The sequence below is a fragment of the Herbiconiux aconitum genome, assembly GCF_024979235.1.
Taxonomy (GTDB): domain Bacteria; phylum Actinomycetota; class Actinomycetes; order Actinomycetales; family Microbacteriaceae; genus Herbiconiux; species Herbiconiux aconitum.
On sequence record NZ_JANLCM010000002.1, the window covers coordinates 139,595 to 162,055 of the forward strand.

Sequence of the window (22,461 nt, forward strand, 5' to 3'; positions counted from 1 at the left end):
GATCGGCGAGACGCGCGTCGGAAGAGCGGGTGGGCTCCTAGGCGGCCGCGAGGCGGCGGCCGGGAGCGCGAGGTTGCGGACGCCCGGGAGCGTCGGGCCGGCTCTGCGTGATCATGACCGGCAGGTCGACGCGCTCCGAGGGTGCCCGGGCGACGGATGCGCCGGAGAGCGCGACAATGGTCGCGATCAGGATGCGCAGCGAAGCCGAGAGCGCCATGGCGGCTGCGGTGGTGGCCGCCACGAGGGCGACCGCAGCGATGAGTCCGGCACCCGCTCCCGCTCCGGTACTGGAACCGGCCGAGACGGAAGCGCCGACTCCGGCGCCCACGACATTGGCCGTCAACAGCCACGCGAAACCGAGACCGGTCGCGGCGGCCAGCAAGCGCCACGCGGCCGAGCCGCTGTCACGCATCCGCTGTGCCGTCATGCTGCGAGGATACCGCGCCGACGTGCCGCCCGGGCTCAGCGCCCGACGTTGCCGAGTGGCGTCGCCAGCGCACGACTGAACAGCGCCGGATCGAAGCGGGTGGTGCCGGAGACGACGAGCGTGCGCTCGTTGATGCGCTCCCCGAAGTAGCCGGCGTACGGGAGTTGCACGATGTGCGTCAGGCCGGTCTTCCACGCGGCGATCAGCGCGGAGAGCGAGCGCCGCTCGGGCGTCGACTCGAGGGTCGGAACGTGTTCCGCCTCGGTGAGCATCCGTTCCCAGTCACCGAGCGCCGAGACGTCGATCCCGCGGCGCCAGAATTCCGAAGGCGCGCCGGAGACGGCGTGCGCGAGCTCCGTGTCGTCGAGGGTTGCGAGCATCCGGGCGGTCTTCGCATCCGGACCTGTCGCCCCGCGGTTCGGCGCGTCGAAGAGCGACCACGCCCGCTCCCAGTCCTGGCGCCACAGCGCCGCCATCTCACCCGACCCGAGACCGCGCCCGGGGGCCAGTCGCGAACTCGCGCCCAGCGCGGGGGGAGCGTCGAGAGACGGAACCTCGCGGATCTCGAATCGCCACAGCTCCCGCGCGAACAGCAGTTCGATCAGCGCATTCGGCGCCGTATCGATGTGCAGCACCATGTCGTGCGGCCACGGGTTGCCGGGCACCGGCTGGTCTGATCTCATTTGCCGACCCTACCTGCACGGGGCGCATGCCCGGTGCAAGCAGGAGACGGATTTCAGGAGTGGGTTTCCGGATGCGCCGCGCACGACTCCCGACGCCGGGTCACGACGCCTGTCGTCGCGGTTGCGGTCGCGCGCAGGGGCGTCAGGCAGCTCGCGCGTAGTCCGCTTCGGACGAACCCGAATCCGAACCCGAGCCCACGCGTCCGACGCGAGCGCCGGGTGCGATCGTTGAGTCGCTGTCGACCAGCGTCTCGTCGCCGATGATCGCGTTCGCGCCGATCTTCGTGTGACTGCCGATCTTCGAGCGGCGGCCGATGCGGGCCTTCTCGGCCACGTGCACGTTGGCTCCGATGAAGACCCCGGCGCCGATCAGGGCACCGCTCTCGATCCAGGTGCCCGAGCCGATCCACGCTTTCTGGCCGATGTGCGCACCGGTCTCCACGTAGGTGGTCGGGTCGACATACGCCGTGGCGTCGACTTCGGCGCCCACGGCGACATATCCCTTGCCGTTGGGGTGGCGGCGATACCGCGAAACGACTCCGCGTTCGCCCTCGATCTCTAGGAATGTTCTGCTCACGTTGTCTATAACAAACAATGCATCTGCATCATTCCTGGGAATGGACACAATGGACCGATCGTTCTGTCTCGTCTGGTCGACCCAGTCGGGTGAGGGATAATCGACCCGGTGAGCGACATCCGACAGACCTGGACCGTGGTGGTTCCCGTGAAGGGAACCGCCGCCGGCAAGACCCGGATGGCCCCGGCCCTCGACCAACGGCAACGGATGCTCCTCGTCGAAGCCTTCGCCCTCGACGCGGTGTCGGCGCTCACCGCCTCCGCGCTCGTCGACCGTGTCATCGTGGTGACGGATGCCGCTGCGGGGCTCTCCGAGTCGTTGCGAGGTCTCGGTGCCGAGATCGTTCCCGACCCGGGCGCGGGTCTCAACGTCGCTGTAGCAGCCGGCATCAGGGCAGCCCGCGCGACCGACGGCGACAGCGCCACACGGAGCGCCGGCACCGTGGGCACCGCCGTGGCTGCCCTGCTCGGCGATCTCCCGTGTCTCGTGACCGCCGACGTCGACGACGCACTGACGCGCGCGTCGTCGCATCCTCGCGCCGTGGTGCCCGACGCGGAAGGCAGCGGCACGACGCTCATCACGGCCCTGCCCGGCGTCGATCTCGTGCCGCGCTTCGGTGTCGGATCGGCCGCTCGGCACGCCGGGGCCGGCCATGCGGTGCTCGACGTCGCGCCCGACTCCACGCTGCGCCTCGATGTCGACACCGAGCAAGATCTCGCGGCGGCGCTGGCGCGCGGCGTCGGCCCGCACACGCGAGCCGCCTGGGCCTGATCGGCTTCGGCAGCGCACCTGCACCTGCACCTGCCTCGGAAGGCAGGCCCGAGCCTAGGCCTCCAGCAGAGAGTGCGCCGTCGCCTCGTCGACGATGAGGTCGGTCATCAGTCCTGCGGCCAAGGCGCCGCGCAGCGCCGGCAACTTCGATCGACCCGACACCACGCAGACCCGTCGTGACACCTTCGACAGCAGCGAGAGCGGGGGGCCCGAAGACCGCGCGTTCATCGGGATGTCGTCGCTCGATCCATCGGCACGATAGAACACCGTGGCCACGTCGCCCACGACGCCGGCGCGCGTGAGCTGCTCGAAGTCGGCGTCGTCGAGATAGCCACCCACGTAGACGTGCGACGGCACGTCGGCGAAGGCCGAGCCGAGTCCGAACAGCGCGATGTCCATGTGCTTCTGGATCTCGAGCACCCGGCGGATGCTCCGTTCCCGCCAGAGCACCTCCTTGGTGCGCGGATCGTCGAAGAATGCCGGCACCGGGAACTGCTGCACGTAGGCGCCGAAGGCCCGGCCGAAGCGGCTCATGATCTCGCTCGCGTACCCGATTCCGGTGGTCTGCGCGTTCGAGGCCCCGTTCAGCTGCACGATCTGCGAGTTGTGCGTGACCTTCTCCTGCAGGTGCCGCGACACGGCCGAGAGGGTGGAGCCCCAGGCGATGCCCATGGTCATGTTGGAGTCGAAGAAGGGCCCGAGAATCCGTGCAGCGCTCATCGCGACGCGCTCCAGCCGGTCGACCTCGTTCGTCGAATCCGGAACCGGCACGACGTGCGCTGTCACCGAATACTTGTCCCGGATGCGCTGCTGCACCGAGGAGATCCGGTCGACCGGCGACTTCACCTGGATCTCGACGAGCCCGATCTCCCGCGCGAATCCCAGCAATCGTGAGACGGAGGAGCGTGACGTGCGCAGTTCGCTGGCGATCGCCTCCATCGTCAGATCCTGCATGTAGTAGAGATGTGCGGCCCGCAATGCGTCGCGCACTTTGTCGCTCGCGAGTCCTTCGTTGGCCATGCTGCGGTGCTTCCCTCCGAAACGTCTGCACGTATGTGCATTGCTCTTGATCATATGTGAGAAGAGTCGTAGAACTATCTCGTCACATGGATTGCCAGACGCAACCCTCACGAGAGCACGAAGGCGAGTACACAGTGAGCACCCAATCCGACATCAGGCCCGAGGTCGACTCCATCCGTTCGAACCCGAAGACTCAGGTTCTGATCATCGGTGGGGGCATCAACGGTATCGGCACGTTCCGCGACCTCGCATTGCAGGGAGTGGATGTCGTCTTGATCGACCGGGGCGATTACGCCTCCGGGGCGTCGAGCGCCTCGAGCCACATGATCCACGGTGGAGTGCGTTATCTCGAGAACGGCGAATTCCGGCTCGTGCGCGAGAGCGTGCAGGAGCGCAACCGCCTCCTCCGTCTCGCCCCGCACTACGTGAAGCCGCTGGCCACCACCATCCCGATCTTCTCGATCTTCTCCGGCATCCTTTCTGCCCCCTTGCGCTTCCTGACGCACAAGCAGGGCAAGCCGAAGGAGCGCGGTGCTCTGCTCATCAAGCTCGGCCTGCTGGGGTATGACTCGTTCTCGCGCGACGGCGGAAACGTGCCGCGCCACAAGTTCGTGGGTCGCAAGAAGAGCCTGGCGAAGCTGCCGAAGCTGCGCCCCGACGTGAAGTTCACCGCCACCTACTACGACGCGACCGTCGAGAACCCCGAGCGCCTCGCGCTCGACCTGGTTCAGGATGCGCTGGCGGCCGGCCCGCACGCCCGCACGGCCAACTACGTCGAGGCCGTCGGCTCCGACGGCGATTCCGTGGTGCTGCGCGACATGCTGAGCGGCGAGACCTTCGAGGTCACCGCCGACGTCGTGGTGAACACCTCCGGCCCCTGGACCGACCTCACTAACTCCACGCTCGGCGAGCCCACGAAGTTCATGGGTGGCACGAAGGGGTCGCACATCGTTCTCGACAACCAGGAACTGTTCGACGCCACCGGCGGCACCGAGGTGTTCTTCGAGAACGACGACGGACGCATCGTGCTGATCAACCCGCTGAACGGCCGCGTTCTCACCGGCACCACCGACCTCGAAGCCGACCCGTCGGAGCCGAGCGTCACCACCGAGGCCGAGATCGACTACTTCTTCGGGCTGATGAAGCACGTCTTCCCCACCATCAAGGTCGACCGCTCGCAGATCATCTACCGGTATTCGGGCATCCGTCCGCTGCCCGGTCACGGCGACACCGCTCCCGGCTTCGTGTCACGCGACTACCGCATCGAGCAGAGCAATTTCGCCGATTCGAAGACGGTGAAGCAGCTCAGCCTGGTGGGCGGAAAGTGGACGACGTTCCGCGCACTCTCCGAGCACATGACCAACGAAGCGCTCGCCCTGCTCGGCCGGCAGCGCACGGTCAGCACCACCGACCTGCCCATCGGTGGCGGCGCGGGCTTCCCGCAGACGCCGGCGGCGGTCACCAGCTGGGTGAAGGCGCACGGCGCCGACATCGGTGAGGCCCGCGCCCGCGTGCTGCTCGCCCGTTATGGCACCAAGGCGGCCGCGGTGATCGACTTCATCGTGGCGCAGTCCGACACGAGCGGTGGCACCGGTGCGGTGGACACCCCGCTTGCGACCCTTCCTGGCTACAGCAACGGCGAGATCGCCTACCTCATGACGGAGGAGCACACGGTGCACCTCATCGACCTGCTGCTGCGGCGCACGCTCATCGCCTTCGTCGGTTTGCTCAACCAGGCCTCCTTCGACGAGTTGAGCGCCCTCGCGGCCAAGGCCGCGGGCTGGACGCCCGAGCGCCTGGCCGAGGAGCGTGCGCAGACGGTGGAGAATCTCCGCTTCTTCCACGGCATCGAGCTCGAGGCGACCAGCGCCACGGCGACCGCAGCCAGCTGAACGGGGCGGCACAGCTGCCGCCCCGACGCCCTGGGGCGGGTGTCTCTTTGGGCAATCTCTGATCTCGACCTGATCAGAGGCTGACAAGAGCGCTCGTTCTTGCAAGAATCCAATCAATAACAAAGGAGTTAGACGTGTCCGAACAGAAATATGTCCTGGCCATCGATCAGGGCACAACCAGTTCACGAGCCATCATCTTCGACCACGCCGGCACCATCGTGTCGACCGGTCAGAAGGAGCACGAGCAGATCTTCCCGAAGGCGGGCTGGGTCGAACACGATCCGACCGAGATCTGGGACAACGTGCGCGAGGTCATCGGTCAGGCCCTCTCCAAGGCTGACCTGACGCGTCACGACATCGCCGCGGTCGGCATCACCAACCAGCGCGAGACCGCGGTGGTCTGGAACAAGAAGACCGGCAAGCCGGTGTACAACGCGATCGTCTGGCAGGACACCCGCACCCAGGACATCGTCGACCGCTTGGCGGCGGACGGCGGCGTGGAGCGGTTCAAGCAGATCGTGGGCCTCCCGCTCGCGACCTACTTCTCGGGCACGAAGATCGTCTGGATCCTCGAGAACGTCGACGGCGCCCGCGAGGCGGCGGAGGCCGGCGACCTGCTGTTCGGCACCACCGACAGCTGGGTGCTCTGGAACCTCACCGGAGGCACCGAGGGTGGCGTGCACGCCACCGACGTCACCAACGCATCGCGCACCCTGTTCATGGATCTCGAGACGCTGCAGTGGCGCGACGACATCCTCGAGGCGTTCGGGGTTCCGAAGTCGATGCTGCCGGAGATCAAGTCCTCCTCGGAGGTCTACGGCACGGTCGAGGCGTCGAACCTCCTCCGCGAGGTGCCGGTTGCCGGCATCCTGGGCGACCAGCAGGCTGCGACCTTCGGTCAGGCGGCGTTCGACGCGGGTGAGTCGAAGAACACCTACGGCACCGGTAACTTCCTCATCTTCAACACCGACACCGAGATCGTGCACTCCAAGAACGGGTTGCTCACCACGCTCGGCTACAAGCTGGGCGACCAGCCGGCGCACTACGCGCTGGAGGGCTCGATCGCGGTGACCGGGTCGCTCATCCAGTGGCTGCGTGACAACCTCGGCCTCATCTCCTCCGCCCCTGAGGTGGAAGAGCTGGCGAAGACGGTCGACGACAACGGTGGCGCCTACTTCGTGCCGGCGTTCTCGGGTCTGTTCGCGCCCTACTGGCGACCGGATGCGCGTGGAGCCCTGGTGGGTCTCACCCGTTACGTCAACAAGGGTCACATCGCCCGCGCCGCCCTCGAGGCGACGGCGTTCCAGACCCGCGAGGTGCTGGACGCGGTCAACGCCGACTCCGGCGTCGACCTCACGGAGCTGAAGGTCGACGGCGGCATGATCGCCAACAACCTGCTGATGCAGTTCCAGGCCGACATCCTGGGCGTGCCCGTGGTGCGTCCGGTGGTGGCCGAGACGACGGCTCTGGGTGCGGCCTACGCCGCCGGTCTCGCCGTGGGCTTCTGGGCCAACCTCGACGAACTGCGCTCCAACTGGCAGGAAGACAGCCGGTGGACGCCGCAGATGGACGAGGCCGAGCGCGACCGTCAGATCCGCAACTGGAAGAAGGCGGTCACGAAGACCTTCGACTGGGTAGACGCCGACGTGAACTAACCTGACGGCCAAAGGCCCGCAGCCCGCACAACCGCCCAAAACGCTGGGACGGGAACGCAAGCTGCGGGCCTTTCTCGACGACCCAGGGTGAGCGCGAGGCCGCGTAAGCGACCTCACGCGAACATGTCGCCTCGCGCCGCAGCAGCGGCGGCGCGAGCAATAAGCGACGCGCGACCGCAGGCCGCGCATCGCGAAAAGCGGCGACCCGGTACCCCGCCCAGGCCCTACCCAGGCTCGTGGAACTCACTGAGCGTAAGAATCCCCCCCTGCGGGTCCTCGATCCGCGCCAGATCCGTCCACGGCGTGTCTTCGGTGCTCAGCAGCGAGCCCCCCAAGGCCTCGGCACGCGCCACACTGTCGGCGCGGGACGCCACACTGATCACCACCTGCCAGTTCGGCTGCTCCGAACCAGTGGTCGGCTGGATGGCGCCGATCACGTCGGCGAAGCCCTCGGGCGCGCCCGCCTGGCGCTCGTAGATCTCGGGGTCGACGGTGCTCTGCAGGTGCCGGCCGTAGCCGTCGACGGCGATCATCGCCTCGACACTCTCGCCCAGGTCGAGGTACTTCCAGCCGAAGAGGCGCCCGTAGAACGTCTTGGCGTCCGGGATGTCGCCCGTGCGCAGGTTGCTGAAGTTCCAGGCGCCCGGAATGTTCACCGTCTGCGCACCGAGCCGTCGGTAGGCCTGCCAGAGTCGGAACTCCGCCCCTTGCGAGTCTCGGCAACGCGCTGTGCGTCCGCCAGGGCCGGCGTCTTCCGGCCCGGAGAGCACGATCCCGCCCGCCCGGATGACCTCAGGAGCCATCGCGTCGACATCGTCGACCGCGACATACGTGTTCCACACGGCCGGACCGCCGGGTGCGCCGGAGCCGATCGCGGCGACGTCGCTGCCGTCGAGTTGCGCGATGAGGTAAGAACCGGGGGCGTCGGGCGGCATCGCGTTCTCGAAGGTCCACCCGAACAGGCCGCCGTAGAACGCGGCCGCGGCCTCCGGATCGGGCTGCTCGGTGTCGATCCAACAGCTCACGCCCTGCGGGTAGGTTCGGGGTGCGGCGCTCATCCTGAGTCCCTTCGACGGCTTCCTCCCATCCCAGCCCATTCGGCCGAAGAAGTGAAGCGCGCCGAAGTGAAGCGCCGCCTAGGCCATGGGCAGGAGGCGCAACGACTTGCCGGTCGCCGCGAAGCCGCGCGACGCGAACTCGCGGGCCACGGCGACGCGCTCCGCCGTCGGCCGGCCATACGTCGTCGTGCGCTGCACGGGCACGCGACCGATCTCGGTGATCATGCCCTCCAACTCGTCGACCGTCTTCTCCGAGCCGTTGTCGGCCCCGGCCATCCGGCTGATCGTCTCCTCCATCAGGGTGCCGCCGAGGTCGTCGGCGCCGCCCTGCAGCATCTGCTGGGTTCCGCCGTTGCCGAGCTTCACCCAGGAGGTCTGCACGTGGTCGATGCGCCCGTGCAGCATGAGTCGCGACACCGCGTGGATGGCCCGGTTCTCCTGCACGGTCGGCCCCGGCCGGGCAACGCCCGCGAGGTAGACGGGGGAGTTCATGTGGATGAACGGCAGCAGCACGAACTCCGTGAACCCGCCGGTCTCGTCCTGGAGGCGCGACAGCGTGCGCAGGTGCCCCACCCAATGCGTCGGGTTGTCGACGTGCCCGTACATCATGGTCGACGACGACCGCAGCCCCACCTGGTGCGCCGCGGTGACGATCTCGATCCACTGCGCGGCCGGCAGCTTGCCCTTCGTGAGCACCCACCGCACGTCGTCGTCGAGGATCTCGGCGGCCGTGCCCGGAATGGTGTCGAGCCCGGCGGCCTTCGCCTCGAGCAGGAAGTCGCGGAACGACAGCCCTGTGCGGGCGGCCCCGTTCACGATCTCCATCGGCGAGAACGCGTGCAGGTGGATGTCGGGCTGCCGCGCCTTCACCGTGCGCGCGAGGTCGAAGTAGGCCGTGCCCGGCAGGTCGGGATGGATGCCGCCCTGCATGCAGATCTCGGTGGCCCCGATCGACCAGGCCTCGTCGACGCGGTCGCCGACCTGTTCCATCGACAGCGTGTAGGCATCCGCATCGTTGCGTCGCTGAGCGAAGGCGCAGAAGCGGCATCCGGTGTAGCAGACGTTCGTGAAGTTGATGTTGCGGTTCACGACGTAGCCGACCTCGTCGCCGACGGTGGCGCGCCGCACCTCGTCGGCGAGGGCGGCGAGCGCCTCGAGGTCGGGGCCGTCGGCGCCGAGCAGCGTGAGGTAGTCGGCATCCGAGAGTCCGGCGGGGTCGACGGATGCCCGCAGCAGCGCCGAGCGCACCGCCGGATCTCCGGATGCGCGCGTGCTGTTGCCGGGGTTCGCTCCCACGTGCTCGCGCAGCTCCGACCAGTCGCCGTAGACGTCGTCGAAGTCACTGCGGCGGTCGCCGGTGCGCCCGACGGTGTCGATCTCGGTGTGCAGCTCCGTGCGGCCCGATCCCGACGAGCCCCACTCCGGCTCCTGCCACGGCAGACCGACCGGGTTGCGGCCTTCGACGGCGAGTCCGTCTTCGGCCGCCAGTGCCCGCACGTGCGGAAGCACCCGGGGATCGATCCAGGGCTCTTCGGCGCGCACGAAGTGCGGATGGGCGGTGAGTCGCTCCCGCAGCGTGAAGCCCGCGTCGGCGGTGAGCCGCGCCAGGTCGTCGATGTGCGGCCACGGTCGCTCGGGGTTCACATGGTCGGGAGTGAGGGGTGAGACGCCGCCCCAGTCGTCGATGCCGGCGCGCACGAGCAGCGACAGCTCGCGCGCATCCGTGAGGTTCGGCGGAGCCTGGATGCGCGCCTTCGGCCCCAGCACCAGACGCGTCACCGCCACCGCGGCCACGTACTCCTGGGTCTCGAGGTCGTCGGCCGCCATCATGGCCGTGGCCGGCTTCGCGCGGAAGTTCTGGATGATGACTTCCTGCACGTGCCCGTGGCGGCGTGCGGCGGAACGGATGGCGAACATGCCGTCGACCCGCTCCTCGTAGTTCTCGCCGATGCCGAGCAGGAGGCCCGTGGTGAAGGGCACGTTCGAGCGCCCCGCGTCTTCGATCACGCGCAGGCGCAGCGCCGGGTCTTTGTCGGGCGAGCCGTAGTGGGCCTGGCCCTTCTCCGTCCAGAGGCGGGTCGAGGTGGTTTCGAGCATCATGCCCATCGAGGGAGCCACCGGCTTCAGCCGCTGGATCTCCTCCCACGTCATCACCCCGGGGTTCAGATGGGGGAGAAGCCCGGTCTCTTCGAGCACGCGGATGGCCATGGCCCGGAGATAGGCGATGGTGGAGTCGTAACCGTGCGCATCCAGCCACTCGCGGGCCGCGGGCCAGCGGTCTTCGGGCCGGTCGCCGAGGGTGAACAGTGCCTCCTTGCAACCGAGGGCGGCGCCCTGGCGAGCGACTTCGAGCACCTCGTCGGGCGACATGAAGGGAGCCTTGCCCTGCTTGGCGAGGCCGCCGGGGGTCTGCACGAAGGTGCAGTAGTGGCAGCGGTCGCGGCAGAGGTGGGTGAGCGGGATGAACACCTTGCGCGAATAGGTGATGACGCCCGGACGCCCGGCGATCTCGAGCCCGGCGTCACGCACGCGGGAGGCGGCGGCCAGCAGACGATCGAGGTCGTCGCCACGGGCGTGCAGCAGCGTCTCGGCTTCGGTCGCGTTCAGCGAGACACCTTCGTCGGCACGCTTCAGCGCCCGCCGGATCGCGGACGCGTTCGGCACGAACGACTGGACGACGGGCGGCGGCGAAGCCTTGCGACGGGTGGGAACGGGCAGATCAGCAGGCATGGGCGACGACCTCGAAGTATCGGAAGAGATAACAAGAGAGCAGGGCCCAAAGCCAGACCCAGAACCAGAATAGAACGAGCCTACCCCCTGTTCTGGAGCACGCCCGAACCGGGAGCGCTGTGCCACTATTGCCCCAGAACGACGAATGGGGATCGACTTGGCTGAGACAGCAATCCGTGGCACCTTCTTGGATTTCGTCGATGACCCGTGGAAACACGTCGGTCGCGAAGACGAGTCGGTGCGGTTCCACTCCGACGGGTTGCTCGTCATCGACGACGGCACGATCACCGACTTCGGGCCGTACGCCGAGGTCGCGCCGCGGCATCCGGGAGTCTCCGTCACCGAGATCACCGACCGCATCATCCTGCCCGGCTTCATCGACGGCCACATCCACCTGCCGCAGACCCGGGTGCTCGGCGCCTACGGTGAGCAGCTGCTGCCCTGGTTGCAGAAGTGGGTGTTCCCCGAGGAACACAAATACGCCGACCGCGCCTACGCCGAAGAGGGCACGAAGCACTTCTTCGACAACCTGCTCGCCTCGGGCACCACGACCGCGCAGACCTTCACCACCGGCAACCTCACCTGCAACGAGGTGTTCTTCGAGGAGGCCGCGCGTCGCAACATGCGGATGATCGGCGGGCTCACCGGCATCGACCGGCACGTTCCCGACTACTTCGCCAACACGCCCGAGCAGTTCTACGACGACTCGAAGACGCTGATCGAGAAGCACCACGGGGTGGGCCGCAGCCTCTACGCCATCACGCCGCGCTTCGGCTTCGGCGCCTCGAACGAGCTGCTGGCCGCGTGCCGGCGGCTCAAGCAGGAGTATCCGGAGCTGTGGATCAACACCCACATCTCCGAGAACCCCGCCGAGATCCACGGCGTGCTGGCGCTGCACGACGACTGCCACGACTACCTCGGCGTCTACGAGAAGTACGACCTGGTGGGCCCGAAGTTCACGGGCGGTCATGGCGTGTGGCTCTCGAACGACGAGTTCCGCCGCATCTCGGAGTCGGGCGCCGCGGTCTCGTTCTGCCCCTCGTCGAACCTCTACCTCGGCAGCGGACTGTTCCGCCTGGGTCGCGCGACCGATCCCGAGCACCGCGTGCTGCTGAACTTCGGCACCGACATGGGCGGCGGAAACCGCTTCAGTCTGCTCAACTCGCTCGAAGACGCCTACAAGGTCGGGATGCTCAACAACACCCTCCTCGACGGCTCGGTCATTCCGAGCGAACAGGATCTCGCGGAGTCGGAGCGCAACAAGCTGTCGCCGTTCCGCGCCTTCTATTCGCTCACGAAGGGCGCCGCCGAGTCGCTCTACATCGACCACCTGGTGGGCAGCTTCGACATCGGCAAGGAAGCCGACTTCGTGGTGCTGGACTGGAACGCGGGCCCGCCCGCGACCGCCTGGCACCAGAGCATGCTGCACGACGGCGGGGAGCTCACGCTCGAGGCGGCATCCGACCTGCTGTTCGGCATCATGATGGTCAGCGACGAGCGGGCCGTCGACGAAACCTGGGTGATGGGCGAGCGCGCGTACAAGAAGGCCTGAGCATGACGGTGGCCCTGGTGGTGCACCGACGTCTGGCCGAGGAGAGCTACCCCGATTACTCCAGCTGGCAGGAGAAGGTCGGCCGGCGCATCGAGGAGTGGCCCGGTTTCCTCGATCGCCGCGTCATCCGACCCGACCCGCCGTTGCAGGTCGACTGGGTGATCGTGCAACGGTTCCGCGACATCGATTCGGCCCGCGGATGGTTGCAGAGCGCCGACAGGCTGGCGCTCCTCGACGAGGTGAAGGACCACTTCATCGGTAACGACGACGTGCACCTGTTCACCGAGGAGTCCGAGAAGCCGGCGGAGGCGGCATCCGTGCTCATCTCGAGCCGGGTGCCCGAGGCCGACGAAGCGGCCTTCCTCGACTGGCAGCGGCAGATCTCGGCCGCGGAGTCGCGCTTCGACGGCTTTCTCGGTCACAAGATCGAGCGACCGATTCCCGGCGTGCAGGAGGACTGGGTCGTTGCGCTCAGCTTCGACACCCCCGAGCACCTCGAGAAATGGATCGAGTCGCCCGAGCGCGAGGCGCTGCTCGCCGCGGGCCGCGACTACAACGAGCAGCTGACGCTCACGCGCGCGAGCTACGGGTTCGGGTTCTGGTCGGGTCAGAAGGGCAAAGACCTGCCTGACCCGGTCTTCAAAAGCAACCTGCTGGTGCTGCTGATGCTCTATCCGATCGTCTTCCTCTGGGGCTACTTCATCGCCGATCCGCTGTTCGCCGATCACGGGGTGCCGTTCTGGCTGTCGTTGTTCATCGGCAACGTGGTGTCGACCCAGCTGCTCGGTTGGTTCTTCGTGCCGTGGGCGTTCAAGCTGTTCGGCTGGTGGGTGAAACGCAACCAGCCGGCGCGCGTTCATGCGGCGGGGTACGCCATCATCATCGCGCTCTACCTCGTGTCGATGGCGGTCTACGCGGGGTTGCTGGCGCTTCGGGGGTAGGCCCTGGTGCTGTGGGCGAGGCCGCGGCACGATGGGGGCATGACCTCATCGCACGGATATCCCGCGTTCCGGCAGGTGGTGCTCGACACGGAGGATGCGCGCTCGCTCGCCGAGTTCTACCACCACCTGTTGGCGTTGCCCTACCAGGAGGGTGACGAACCGCCCCTGGAAGGATCGCCCGATCCGCTCGGGCAGGACTGGCTCGTGCTTCTCGGCCCCGACGGGCGCCGGCTGCTCGCGTTCCAACAGGTGGCGAGCATGCCGCCGCCCACCTGGCCCGAGGGGCCACGGCCGCAGATGCTGCACCTCGACTTCTCGGTGCCCGACCGGGAGGAGTTGGCGCGGCACCGCGACCGGGCTCTGCTGCTCGGAGCGACCATCCTGCGCGATGACGACGCCGACGACCCCGAGGAGCCGATCTACATCTTCGCCGACCCTTCAGGTCACCCCTTCTGCATCTTTGTTGCCGCCTCTGCCGGCTCTTCTGCCTAGTCCGCCGTTTCGGGAGGAGCAGCGGGCAACGACGCCCGTATAGGACGATCGTTCGGCGCTCCTCCTCCCGAAACGGCGCGTGGTCAGCGGATGGCGGCGGCCAGGGCGTCGGCGGCGAGCTGCGCGCTGGTGTCCGGGTCGCTCATCCAGAGGGGCACCACCGAAGTGCGGATGCCGGCCGCTTCGAGAACGGGGGCGCTCGCCGCATCCGTCTCGTCGATCAGCCAGGCGTCGAGCAAGCCGCCGCCCCGAGACCTCGATCCGTAGTGCTTCGCGACGGCGGCGGCCGTGGTCTCGACGCCGATGGCGGTGAGGCAGGCGTCGGCCATGCCGCGCACCGCAGCGCCGGAGATGATGGGGGAGACCCCGACGATCGGCGCTCGGGCGGCACGAAGGGCGTTCCGCACGCCGTTGACGCCGAGGATGGTGCCGATGGAGACCACAGGATTCGACGGTGCGATCAGGATGACGTCGGCGCCCTCGATGGCGTGCAGCACCTGGGGCGTGGGCTTCGCCGCATCCACCCCGACCTGGATGAAGCGTTGCGCCGGCACGTTCGCGCGGTACTTCACCCACCATTCCTCGAAGTGCACGACCTTGCGCTGGCCTTCGACGTCGATGACCACGTGGGTTTCGACCGGCTGGTCGCTCATCGGCAGGAGGCGCACGCCGGGGTTCCAGCGTTCGGCGAGGCGGGCGGTGGCTTCGGTGAGCGTGAGGCCGTCGCGCAAGAAGCTGGAGCGGGCGATGTGCGTGCCGAGATCGAGATCGCCCAGGGTGAACCAGGGCCAGCCTATGCCGTAGGCGGTGAGTTCTGCGCTGACGCGTTCGGTCTCGCCTTGGCGGCCCCAGCCGCGCTCGTCGTCGTTGGCGCCCCCGAGGGTGTACATGATCGAGTCGAGGTCGGGGCACACCCGCAGCCCGGTCAGCCACATGTCGTCGCCGGTGTTCACCACCGCTGTGACTTCGGCGGTCGAGCCGCCGTCGCCGTTCGGATACCGCGACCTCAGGTGTGTGCGCAGCCCCCGCAGGAACCGTGCCCCTCCGACGCCGCCCGCGAGAACCGTAACTTTCACGACTCCATTCAACCCCATCCGTGCGGGCGCCTTCGCTGGTCGCGCTCAGTATCCGGTGGCGTCGATGGTCGCCAGCACACTGTGAACTCCCTCATCTCGGCGAGGCCGAGCTGCTCTGCCAGCGTCGCAGCAGGGGCGAGGTCGTCGCAGCTCGCTGCACCCGGGGCAGCGAGGTACCTTTCGGCTGCCGAAGCGCCTCTGCCACCTCACGTGGCGCGGGCAGCACCGGCCAGGAGCGCGCCGACCTGGTCGAACTCCTCCCGCACGCGTCCGGCCGTCACCCTCAGGAACTGGGGGTGACCGGGCGCCGGCGCCGTGGCCGCGAACGTCGAGCCGGCGGCCACCCGGATGCCGCTCGCGGCCAGCGTGACGATCGCCGCCTTCTCGTCGACCACCGGAATCCAGGTGTTGATGCCGTCGGAGGGCTGATGCGGGAGCCCGTTGCGCACGAGCGACTCCGAGAGCAGGCGCTGCCGGGCCTGGTACATCCGCCGGGCGTCGTGCACCGTCGTCACCGACGAACTGGCCGTCAGCAGCTCGTAGAGGATGGTCTGCAGCATCCGCGAAGTCCAGCCGGGGCCGAGCATCCGGCGCGCCACGATCCGGTCGATGAGCGCCTCCGGGCCGCCGAGAGCCGCGATGCGCAGGTCGGGGCCGTGCGATTTCGCATAGCTCCGGATGTGCAGGGTGCGGTGGGGAAGCCAGCGTCCGATGCTGAGCGGGGGAGCGCTGGAGATCTCGCCCGAGTGGTCGTCTTCGATCACTACGGGGTCGCCGAGGTGCTCGTGTGCGCGCAGCACCCGGGCGATTTCGCGCATCCGGCTCTCGGTCATCGACAGGCCGGTGGGATTCTGGGCGCGGGGCTGCAGCAGGATGGCGACCGGATTCAGCTGCAGTGCCCGGGCGAGCTGCTCGGGCAGCATCCCTTCGGCGTCGAGATCGACGGCCAGCCGCTCCACCCCGATGTGATCGAGCAGATCGAGGAAGGGCGGGAAGGTCGGATTCTCCACCACGACGCGATCGCCGTACCGCACCAGGGTCTCCAGCGACCGGGAGATGGCGTCGAGCGCGCCGTCGACGATGGTGAGGGACGCGACCGGGTACGGCCACGCCGCCCGCAGCAGCAGGTCGAGATCCGGCAGCACCGGCGCGCTCAGGTAGCTCGCCGTGTCGGCCCGGGTGGGGAGCTTCGTGAGGGCTCCGCTGAGGTCGGGGAGGAGCTCCGGATCGGGGGTGCCGGTCGACAGATCCAGGCGCGCCACCACGTGTGAGCCCGCCAGCTCGCCGAAGTGCGGCGGCATCCAGGGCGTCGAGGCCTGCAGCACGTAGCTTCCGGCGCGCCCGCGGGAGGTGATCAGCCCGACCCCCGACAGGGCCTGCCACGCGTTGCTGACCGTGGCCGGGCTGACTCCGAGCGTCGCCGCGACGTCGCGTACGGTGGGAAGACGGTCGCCGGCACTCAGAGCACCGGATCGGATGAGACGGGAGATGGCGGCGGCGATGCCCTCCGGCGTGCGGTATTCCACCGCATCGACGATCTGATCGAGCATCCGTGCTCCGTTCTACGAGATGGTGCTCGGCGAAGTGGTGCTCGTGCCTCTTGACATATTTACTCCCGCGTCACAATCTGAAACACACGAGAAATGTTCAAACCGAATAATAACAAAACGGGGATGTGATGAACACTCCGGCATCCGTTCGAAAGGACCTGCAGATGACGACCGTTCGTGCCGCGATCACCCAGACCACCTGGACCGGCGACAAGGAGTCGATGCTCCAGAAGCACGAGGGCTTCATGCGGGAGGCTGCGGCCGAGGGCGCGCAGGTGATCTGCTTCCAGGAACTGTTCTACGGGCCCTACTTCGGCATCACGCAGGACAAGAAGTACTACCGCTACGCCGAACCGGCCGACGGCCCGATCGTGCAGCGTTTCGCGGCGCTCGCCAAGGAGCTCAACATGGTCGCGATCCTCCCGATCTACGAGGAGGAGCAGACCGGCGTCTACTACAACACCGCCGTCATCGTGGATGCCGACGGAACGATTCTCGGCAAGTACCGCAAGCACCACATCCCGCATCTCGAGTCGTTCTACGAGAAGTTCTACTTCCGCCCTGGCAACCTCGGCTACCCCGTGTTCGACACCGCTGTCGGCAAGATCGGCGTGCACATCTGCTACGACCGGCACTTCCCCGAGGGCTGGCGCGAACTGGGCTTGAACGGCGCCCAGATGGTGTTCAACCCGAACGCGTCGAAGCCTGGCCTCTCGAACCGCCTCTGGGAGCTCGAAGGCCCTGCCGCGGCGGGCGCGAACCAGTACTTCGTGCTCGTGCCCAACCGCGTCGGCAAAGAAGACAACGAGTACGGCGACCTCGCCGTGAACTTCTACGGCACCTCCTACGTCGTCGACCCCCGCGGCAACTACGTGGGCGAGACCGGCTCCAGCGAGCACGAGGAGATCCTCATCCGCGATCTCGACCTCGACGCCATCCGCGACACCCGCGACGACTGGCAGTTCTACCGCGACCGCCGCCCCGACGCCTACGCCGAGATCGTGGCACCGTAAGCGGGAGGGCCGTCATGAAGACTCTCATCACCGGTGGAACCGTCGTCAACGCGACGGGCACGGCCCAGGCCGACGTGCTGATCGACGGCGACACCATCGCGGCGGTTCTGGCTCCTGGCAGCAGCCTGCTCGGCTTCGACCTCGCGGGCAATGTCGACGAGGTGGTGGATGCGTCGGGCAAGTACGTCATTCCCGGCGGCATCGACGCGCACACCCACATGCAGATGCCGTTCGGCGGCACCGAGGCGAGCGACACCTTCGAGACCGGCACCCGCGCGGCCGCGCACGGCGGCACCACGTCGATCATCGATTTCGTGGTGCAGTACGCGGGTGAGAACATCCTCGACCAGTACCACCTCTGGCACGAGAAGGCGGCGGGCAACTGCGCCATCGACTACGGCTTCCACCAGATCCTCTCCGACGTGCAGGATTCCTCGTTGACGGCGATGGATGAGCTGATCAACGAGGGGGTCACCTCCTTCAAGCTCTTCATGGCCTACAAGGGCGTCTTCCTCTCCGACGACGGCCAGATCGTGAAGGCGATGCAGCGGGCATCCGACAACGGATCGCTCATCATGATGCACGCCGAGAACGGCTCGGTCATCGACCTGCTGGTGAAGCAGCACCTCGAGCGCGGCGAGACCAAGCCGTACTACCACGGTGTCTCGCGCCCGTGGCAGGCCGAGGAGGAGGCCACGCACCGCGCCATCATGCTCGCCAACCTCACCGGCGCGCCGCTCTACATCGTGCACGTCAGCGCGAAGCAGGCGGTGGAGCAGATCGCGGCCGCCCGCGACAACGGGCAGAACGTGTTCGCTGAGACCTGTCCGCAGTATCTGTACCTCTCGCTCGAAGACCAGCTCGGCGCCTCCAGCCCCGAGTGGGGCGACTTCGAGGGCGCGAAGTGGGTGTGCTCGACGCCGCTGCGCTCGAAGCACGAGGGCCACCAGAACCACATGTGGAGGGGCCTCCGCACGAATGACCTGCAGGTGATCTCCACCGACCACTGCCCGTTCTGCATGAAGGGCCAGAAAGACATGGGCATCGGCGACTTCTCGAAGATCCCGAACGGCATCGGCTCGGTCGAGCACCGGATGGACCTGATCTATCAGGGCGTGGTGATGGGCGAGATCTCGCTGCCGCGCTGGGTGGAGCTCACCAGCACCACGCCGGCACGGATGTTCGGGGTCTACGGCAAGAAGGGCGTGATCCAGCCCGGTGCCGACGGAGACGTGGTCATCTACGACCCCCAGGGTCACACCTCCATCGGTCTCGAGAAGACGCACCATATGAACATGGACTACTCGGCCTGGGAGGGCTTCGAGATCGACGGCCACGTCGACACGGTGTTCTCCCGAGGGCGCAAGATCGTCGACGACAACTCCTACCTGGGTCGAAAAGGCGACGGCGCCTATTTCAAGCGCGGCCTCAGCCAGTACCTGATCTGATCGCCTGCAGAAAAGAGACACAGCACATGGAATTCGGCGCAGTCGTTCAGACGAACCCACCGGCAGCCCGCACAGTCGGGCTCGCGAAGCTGAGTGAGCAGTACGGCTTCGACTACTTCTGGACCTTCGATTCGCACCTGCTCTGGCAGGAGCCCTACGTCATCTACAGCCAGATCCTGGCCGAGACCCACAAGATCAAAGTCGGCCCGATGGTCACCAACCCGGCCACGCGCGACTGGACGGTCACGGCATCGGTCTACGCCACGCTCAACGAGATGTACGGCAACCGCACCATCTGCGGCATCGGCCGCGGCGACTCGGCGGTGCGCGTCACCAACGGGGCGCCCACCACGCTGAAGACCCTCCGGGAGTCGATCCACGTCATCCGCGAGCTCGGCAACTCGCGCTCGGTGGAGTACAACGGGGCGACGTTGCAGTTCCCCTGGAGCCACGGATCGCAGCTCGACGTGTGGGTGGCCGCTTACGGCCCGCTCGCCCTGAAGGTGGCGGGCGAGGTGGGCGACGGCTTCATTCTGCAGTGCGGCGACATCGACATCGCCAAGTGGATGATCGCCTCGGTGCGTGCCGCCGCCGAGAACGTCGGGCGCAACCCCGATGACATCGCGTTCTGCGTCGCCGCTCCGATGTACATCGGAACCGACTGGGAGCACATGCGTGACCAGTGCCGCTGGTTCGGCGGCATGGTGGGCAACCACGTGGCCGACATCGTGGCGAAATACGGCGAGAACAGCGAGGTGCCGCAAGCCCTCACCGACTACATCAAAGACCGCGAAGGCTACGACTACAACGAACACGGCCGCGCGGGCAACACGCACACGAGCTTCGTGCCGGATGAGATCGTCGACCGGTTCTGCGTGCTCGGCACCGCGGAGCAGCACATCGAGAAGCTCAAGCAGCTGAAAGACATCGGGGTCACCCAGTTCGCCGGCTACCTGCAGCACGACTTCAAGGAGGAGACCCTCCGGGTGTACGGCGAGACCGTCATGCCGGCCCTCCGCGACCACATCACGGCCAAGGCATGAGCGAACGCTCCCGATCGGGGCCTGGCGGCCCCCGCACCAATCAGACGGCGAAGCGGATCGCCTTCGGCGTCGGGGGAGTGGTGCTGCTCGTCGTGATCTGGGAGCTCTACAAGGCGCTCGGGCCGGCCGCCGGAGTCGTGGTCGGCGACCTCACGATCCTGCCCCGCACCACCGACCTCGCCATGCCGCACGTCTGGGACATGATCGGCCGCCTGTTCGAACCGACCGGGGGCGGGCGCAATGCGGAACCGGTATGGCTCGCCGTGCTGCAGGCATCCGTCTTCAGTCTCGGCGTGGCCGCTGTGGGCTGGGTGGTGGGCGTGGTCGTGGGGCTGCTGCTGGCCATCCTGATGCAGCGCTTCCGCACCGCGGAGTCGGCCGTGCTGCCCTGGATCATCCTCAGCCAGACCGTTCCGCTCATCGCCATCGCCCCGCTGGTGCGGCGCTGGGGTTCGCAGCTCGAGTTCGGCGACTTCAGCTGGGAGAACTGGATGTCGGTGGCCGTCATCGCCTCCTACCTCGCCTTCTTCCCGGTGTCGATCGGTGCGCTCCGCGGGCTCAACTCGCCCGACACCATCCATGTCGAGCTGTTCCGCAGCTACGGGGTGGGCTGGTGGAAGACGCTCTTCGTTCTGCGGCTGCCGGCCAGCGTGCCCTACCTGCTGCCCGCGCTGCGGCTCGCCGCCGCCAACGCCGTGATCGGCACCGTGGTGGCCGAGGTCTCGATCGGCCTGCGCGGCGGCATCGGCCGCATGATCATCGAATACGCCCAGCAGGCCTCGGGCGACCCGGCCAAGACCTGGGCGCCGATCTTCGGGGCGGTGGCGGTGGGGCTCGTTGCGGCCGGATTCATCGCCCTGCTCGGAGTGCTGCTCCGCCGTTACCGTAGAGGGGAAGTGCCCGCATGAGCGACGCCAGCGTCACCACCGAGGAGCGCGGTGCAGCCGTGCCCGCCGTTCAGGTCGCGGGGGTCGACAAGATCTTCGTGGGCAAGAAGAAGTCGACCGTCACAGCCCTCGAGTCGATCGACCTGACGGTGGCTCCGGGCGAGTTCGTGTCGCTGATCGGGCCCTCCGGATGCGGCAAGTCGACTCTGCTGCGCCTGATCGCCGATCTCGACACTCCCACTGTCGGAACCGTCACCGTCTTCGGCAAGAGCGCGCGGCAAGCCCGGATCGACCAGGAATACGGCATCGCCTTCCAGCAGGCCGGCCTCCTGCCGTGGCGCACGGTCACAGGCAACATCGAGCTGCCCCTGGAACTGCACGGCGTGGCCGGCGCCGCCCGGCGTTCCCGGGTGGCCGAGCTGCTCACGCTGGTGGGGCTCTCCGACTTCGCCGAGAGCTACCCCGACCAGCTCTCGGGCGGCATGCAGCAGCGGGTCGCGATCGCCCGCGCACTCGCCGAGAGTCCCCGGCTCCTCCTCATGGACGAGCCCTTCGGAGCCCTCGACGAGATGACACGCGAACGGATGCAGACCGAACTCGTGCGCATCACCGGCGAGACCGGGGCGGCCGTCGTGTTCGTCACGCACTCCATCCCCGAGGCGGTCTACCTCTCGAACCGGGTGGTCGTGATGTCGCCTCGACCCGGGCGCATCCGCGACGTGCTCACCGTCTCGCTCGGCACGGCCTTGGAGCGCACCGAGGAACTGCGCGAGAACGAGGCCTTCTTCGAAAACGTCAGCAAGGTGCGCGAGCTGCTGCACGGCGAGGCGCCCGTCGGAATCCGGGGGGTCGAGACCCGATGAGGAACTCCGTGAGCATCTACCGCACCGTGCTCGCCCCGGTGCTGCTGGGGCTTGCGCTCCTCGCACTCTGGCAGCTGCTCGTGGTGGCCTTCGACATCAAGGCCTTCATCGTGCCGGGCCCGGTGGCCATCGGGTCGGAGTTCGGCGCCAACCTCTCCACCGTGCTCCAGGGCGCCCTCGTGACGGGCGGCAACGCCCTCGTCGGGCTCGTGATCGGCGGCGTGGCGGGCATCCTGTTCGCCATCGTCGCCGCCCTCGTGCGGGTGATCGACGAGTTGAGCGCCGCGGTGGTCGCCGCCATCGCCGTGGTGCCGATCGTGGCCCTGGCTCCGGTGCTCTACACGATGTTCGGTGCCGCCGCCGAGACCGGCCGGCAGCTGGTGGCGGCGATCGCGGTGTTCATCCCGGTGTACATCAACACGCTGCGGGGTCTGCGGCAGGTGCGCCCCGTGCACCGCGACCTGATGCGGGTCTACGCGGCATCCGCATGGCAGACGACGCGCACGGTGACGGTTCCCGGCGCACTGCCGTTCATCTTCACCGGGCTGCGCATCGCGTCGAGCCTCGCCGTGATCTCCGCCCTCATCGCCGAGTACTTCGGCGGCCCCATCGGCGGACTCGGCAAATCGATCACCTCCGCTGCAAGCGGCTCCAACTACAGCCTCGCCTGGGCCTACGTGCTCGGCGCCATCATCGTCGGGCTCGTGTTCTACTGCGTCACCCTCGCCATCGAGAAGATCGCGACGCGGCACTACAGCCCGAACACCTAGATCTGCACCATCC

The 22,461-nt window shown here is 67.7% G+C and carries 20 protein-coding genes; 12 read left to right on the forward strand and 8 right to left on the reverse strand.

The genetic code is table 11. The features are described from left to right. Window positions 1-37: 37 nt before the first annotated feature. From N1027_RS12230 to N1027_RS12240, 3 genes are all read right to left on the reverse strand, one after another. The gene (locus N1027_RS12230; RefSeq protein WP_259508266.1) at window positions 38-427 is read right to left on the reverse strand and encodes a DUF6412 domain-containing protein; all 390 of its coding nucleotides are present in this window, start codon (window positions 425-427) and stop codon (window positions 38-40) included. A gap of 35 nt (window positions 428-462) precedes the next feature. Then, window positions 463-1,110, reverse strand: a complete 648-nt coding sequence (locus tag N1027_RS12235; protein ID WP_259508268.1) for a hypothetical protein — start codon at window positions 1,108-1,110, stop codon at window positions 463-465. Between the two features lie 142 nt (window positions 1,111-1,252). After that, window positions 1,253-1,687 (reverse strand): transferase, encoded by a 435-nt coding sequence (locus tag N1027_RS12240; protein ID WP_259508269.1) that lies wholly within the window; start codon window positions 1,685-1,687, stop codon window positions 1,253-1,255. Between the two features lie 108 nt (window positions 1,688-1,795). On the opposite strand from N1027_RS12240, the gene cofC reads away from it, so the two are divergent. Continuing rightward, entirely contained in the window at window positions 1,796-2,458 is a 663-nt protein-coding gene (gene cofC / locus N1027_RS12245; protein WP_259508272.1) for a 2-phospho-L-lactate guanylyltransferase, read from the forward strand. A 54-nt stretch (window positions 2,459-2,512) separates the two neighbouring features. Here cofC and N1027_RS12250 read toward each other — a convergent pair whose 3' ends face one another. Beyond that, window positions 2,513-3,478, reverse strand: coding sequence for a sugar-binding transcriptional regulator (locus tag N1027_RS12250; protein ID WP_259508274.1), 966 nt, complete (start codon window positions 3,476-3,478; stop codon window positions 2,513-2,515). 86 nt (window positions 3,479-3,564) lie between these two features. Between N1027_RS12250 and N1027_RS12255 the strand changes: the two genes are divergently transcribed. Together N1027_RS12255 and glpK are read left to right on the forward strand one after the other, a co-directional pair. Continuing rightward, window positions 3,565-5,370 (forward strand): glycerol-3-phosphate dehydrogenase/oxidase, encoded by a 1,806-nt coding sequence (locus N1027_RS12255; RefSeq protein WP_372499728.1) that lies wholly within the window; start codon window positions 3,565-3,567, stop codon window positions 5,368-5,370. Window positions 5,371-5,504: 134 nt separating this feature from the next. Next, a complete protein-coding gene (glpK, locus tag N1027_RS12260) occupies window positions 5,505-7,025 on the forward strand; it encodes a glycerol kinase GlpK (RefSeq protein WP_259508277.1) in 1,521 nt (506 codons plus the stop codon). Window positions 7,026-7,249: 224 nt separating this feature from the next. Here the strand turns inward: glpK and N1027_RS12265 are convergent, their stop codons facing one another. Both N1027_RS12265 and N1027_RS12270 read right to left on the reverse strand, forming a co-directional pair. Beyond that, window positions 7,250-8,083: a VOC family protein gene (locus N1027_RS12265; RefSeq protein WP_259508279.1), complete on the reverse strand. Its 834-nt coding sequence runs from the start codon at window positions 8,081-8,083 to the stop codon at window positions 7,250-7,252. A gap of 78 nt (window positions 8,084-8,161) precedes the next feature. Further along, a complete protein-coding gene (locus N1027_RS12270) occupies window positions 8,162-10,813 on the reverse strand; it encodes a bifunctional FO biosynthesis protein CofGH (RefSeq protein ID WP_259508280.1) in 2,652 nt (883 codons plus the stop codon). 157 nt (window positions 10,814-10,970) lie between these two features. Here N1027_RS12270 and guaD point away from each other — a divergent pair, with 157 nt between their 5' ends. Genes guaD through N1027_RS12285 form a run of 3 tightly spaced genes read left to right on the forward strand, consistent with a single transcriptional unit; the run spans window position 10,971 to window position 13,798 of the window. Continuing rightward, on the forward strand, window positions 10,971-12,365 hold the full coding sequence (gene guaD, locus N1027_RS12275; protein ID WP_259508281.1) for a guanine deaminase: 1,395 nt from the start codon (window positions 10,971-10,973) through the stop codon (window positions 12,363-12,365). Window positions 12,366-12,367: 2 nt separating this feature from the next. Next, the gene (locus tag N1027_RS12280; protein ID WP_259508282.1) at window positions 12,368-13,306 is read left to right on the forward strand and encodes a putative antibiotic biosynthesis monooxygenase; all 939 of its coding nucleotides are present in this window, start codon (window positions 12,368-12,370) and stop codon (window positions 13,304-13,306) included. Window positions 13,307-13,345: 39 nt separating this feature from the next. Continuing rightward, window positions 13,346-13,798 carry a VOC family protein gene (locus N1027_RS12285; protein WP_259508284.1) on the forward strand — a complete coding sequence of 151 codons (453 nt, stop codon included), beginning with the start codon at window positions 13,346-13,348 and terminating at the stop codon, window positions 13,796-13,798. Window positions 13,799-13,881: 83 nt separating this feature from the next. Here the strand turns inward: N1027_RS12285 and cofD are convergent, their stop codons facing one another. Both cofD and N1027_RS12295 read right to left on the reverse strand, forming a co-directional pair. After that, entirely contained in the window at window positions 13,882-14,874 is a 993-nt protein-coding gene (gene cofD, locus N1027_RS12290) for a 2-phospho-L-lactate transferase (protein ID WP_259508286.1), read from the reverse strand. Window positions 14,875-15,080: 206 nt separating this feature from the next. Then, on the reverse strand, window positions 15,081-16,424 hold the full coding sequence (locus tag N1027_RS12295) for an aminotransferase class I/II-fold pyridoxal phosphate-dependent enzyme (protein ID WP_259508287.1): 1,344 nt from the start codon (window positions 16,422-16,424) through the stop codon (window positions 15,081-15,083). Between the two features lie 164 nt (window positions 16,425-16,588). Here N1027_RS12295 and N1027_RS12300 point away from each other — a divergent pair, with 164 nt between their 5' ends. Genes N1027_RS12300 through N1027_RS12325 form a run of 6 tightly spaced genes read left to right on the forward strand, consistent with a single transcriptional unit; the run spans window position 16,589 to window position 22,448 of the window. Beyond that, on the forward strand, window positions 16,589-17,437 hold the full coding sequence (locus tag N1027_RS12300) for a nitrilase-related carbon-nitrogen hydrolase (protein ID WP_259508289.1): 849 nt from the start codon (window positions 16,589-16,591) through the stop codon (window positions 17,435-17,437). Between the two features lie 14 nt (window positions 17,438-17,451). Continuing rightward, a complete protein-coding gene (hydA, locus tag N1027_RS12305) occupies window positions 17,452-18,885 on the forward strand; it encodes a dihydropyrimidinase (RefSeq protein WP_259508291.1) in 1,434 nt (477 codons plus the stop codon). A gap of 26 nt (window positions 18,886-18,911) precedes the next feature. Further along, window positions 18,912-19,928, forward strand: coding sequence for a TIGR03842 family LLM class F420-dependent oxidoreductase (locus tag N1027_RS12310; RefSeq protein ID WP_259508293.1), 1,017 nt, complete (start codon window positions 18,912-18,914; stop codon window positions 19,926-19,928). Then, window positions 19,925-20,836, forward strand: coding sequence for an ABC transporter permease (locus tag N1027_RS12315; RefSeq protein WP_259508295.1), 912 nt, complete (start codon window positions 19,925-19,927; stop codon window positions 20,834-20,836). Before N1027_RS12310 ends, N1027_RS12315 begins: the two co-directional genes overlap by 4 nt. Further along, the gene (locus N1027_RS12320) at window positions 20,833-21,678 is read left to right on the forward strand and encodes an ABC transporter ATP-binding protein (RefSeq protein ID WP_259508297.1); all 846 of its coding nucleotides are present in this window, start codon (window positions 20,833-20,835) and stop codon (window positions 21,676-21,678) included. The genes N1027_RS12315 and N1027_RS12320 overlap by 4 nt, the downstream gene beginning before the upstream one ends. An 8-nt stretch (window positions 21,679-21,686) precedes the next feature. Further along, entirely contained in the window at window positions 21,687-22,448 is a 762-nt protein-coding gene (locus N1027_RS12325) for an ABC transporter permease (RefSeq protein WP_259508299.1), read from the forward strand. The last annotated feature ends 13 nt before the right edge of the window (window positions 22,449-22,461 follow it).

What these genes read in the sequence shown, in the direction of transcription:
- N1027_RS12280 (WP_259508282.1), top strand. Translation starts at nt 12,368, where the DNA reads ATGACGGTGGCCCTGGTGGTGCACCGACGTCTGGCCGAGGAGAGCTAC.
- N1027_RS12270 (WP_259508280.1), bottom strand. Translation starts at nt 10,813, where the DNA reads ATGCCTGCTGATCTGCCCGTTCCCACCCGTCGCAAGGCTTCGCCGCCG.
- N1027_RS12230 (WP_259508266.1), bottom strand. Translation starts at nt 427, where the DNA reads ATGACGGCACAGCGGATGCGTGACAGCGGCTCGGCCGCGTGGCGCTTG.
- N1027_RS12310 (WP_259508293.1), top strand. Translation starts at nt 18,912, where the DNA reads ATGGAATTCGGCGCAGTCGTTCAGACGAACCCACCGGCAGCCCGCACA.
- N1027_RS12315 (WP_259508295.1), top strand. Translation starts at nt 19,925, where the DNA reads ATGAGCGAACGCTCCCGATCGGGGCCTGGCGGCCCCCGCACCAATCAG.
- N1027_RS12295 (WP_259508287.1), bottom strand. Translation starts at nt 16,424, where the DNA reads ATGCTCGATCAGATCGTCGATGCGGTGGAATACCGCACGCCGGAGGGC.
- N1027_RS12255 (WP_372499728.1), top strand. Translation starts at nt 3,565, where the DNA reads ATGGATTGCCAGACGCAACCCTCACGAGAGCACGAAGGCGAGTACACA.
- N1027_RS12320 (WP_259508297.1), top strand. Translation starts at nt 20,833, where the DNA reads ATGAGCGACGCCAGCGTCACCACCGAGGAGCGCGGTGCAGCCGTGCCC.
- N1027_RS12300 (WP_259508289.1), top strand. Translation starts at nt 16,589, where the DNA reads ATGACGACCGTTCGTGCCGCGATCACCCAGACCACCTGGACCGGCGAC.
- N1027_RS12265 (WP_259508279.1), bottom strand. Translation starts at nt 8,083, where the DNA reads ATGAGCGCCGCACCCCGAACCTACCCGCAGGGCGTGAGCTGTTGGATC.
- N1027_RS12250 (WP_259508274.1), bottom strand. Translation starts at nt 3,478, where the DNA reads ATGGCCAACGAAGGACTCGCGAGCGACAAAGTGCGCGACGCATTGCGG.
- N1027_RS12285 (WP_259508284.1), top strand. Translation starts at nt 13,346, where the DNA reads ATGACCTCATCGCACGGATATCCCGCGTTCCGGCAGGTGGTGCTCGAC.
- hydA (WP_259508291.1), top strand. Translation starts at nt 17,452, where the DNA reads ATGAAGACTCTCATCACCGGTGGAACCGTCGTCAACGCGACGGGCACG.
- N1027_RS12235 (WP_259508268.1), bottom strand. Translation starts at nt 1,110, where the DNA reads ATGAGATCAGACCAGCCGGTGCCCGGCAACCCGTGGCCGCACGACATG.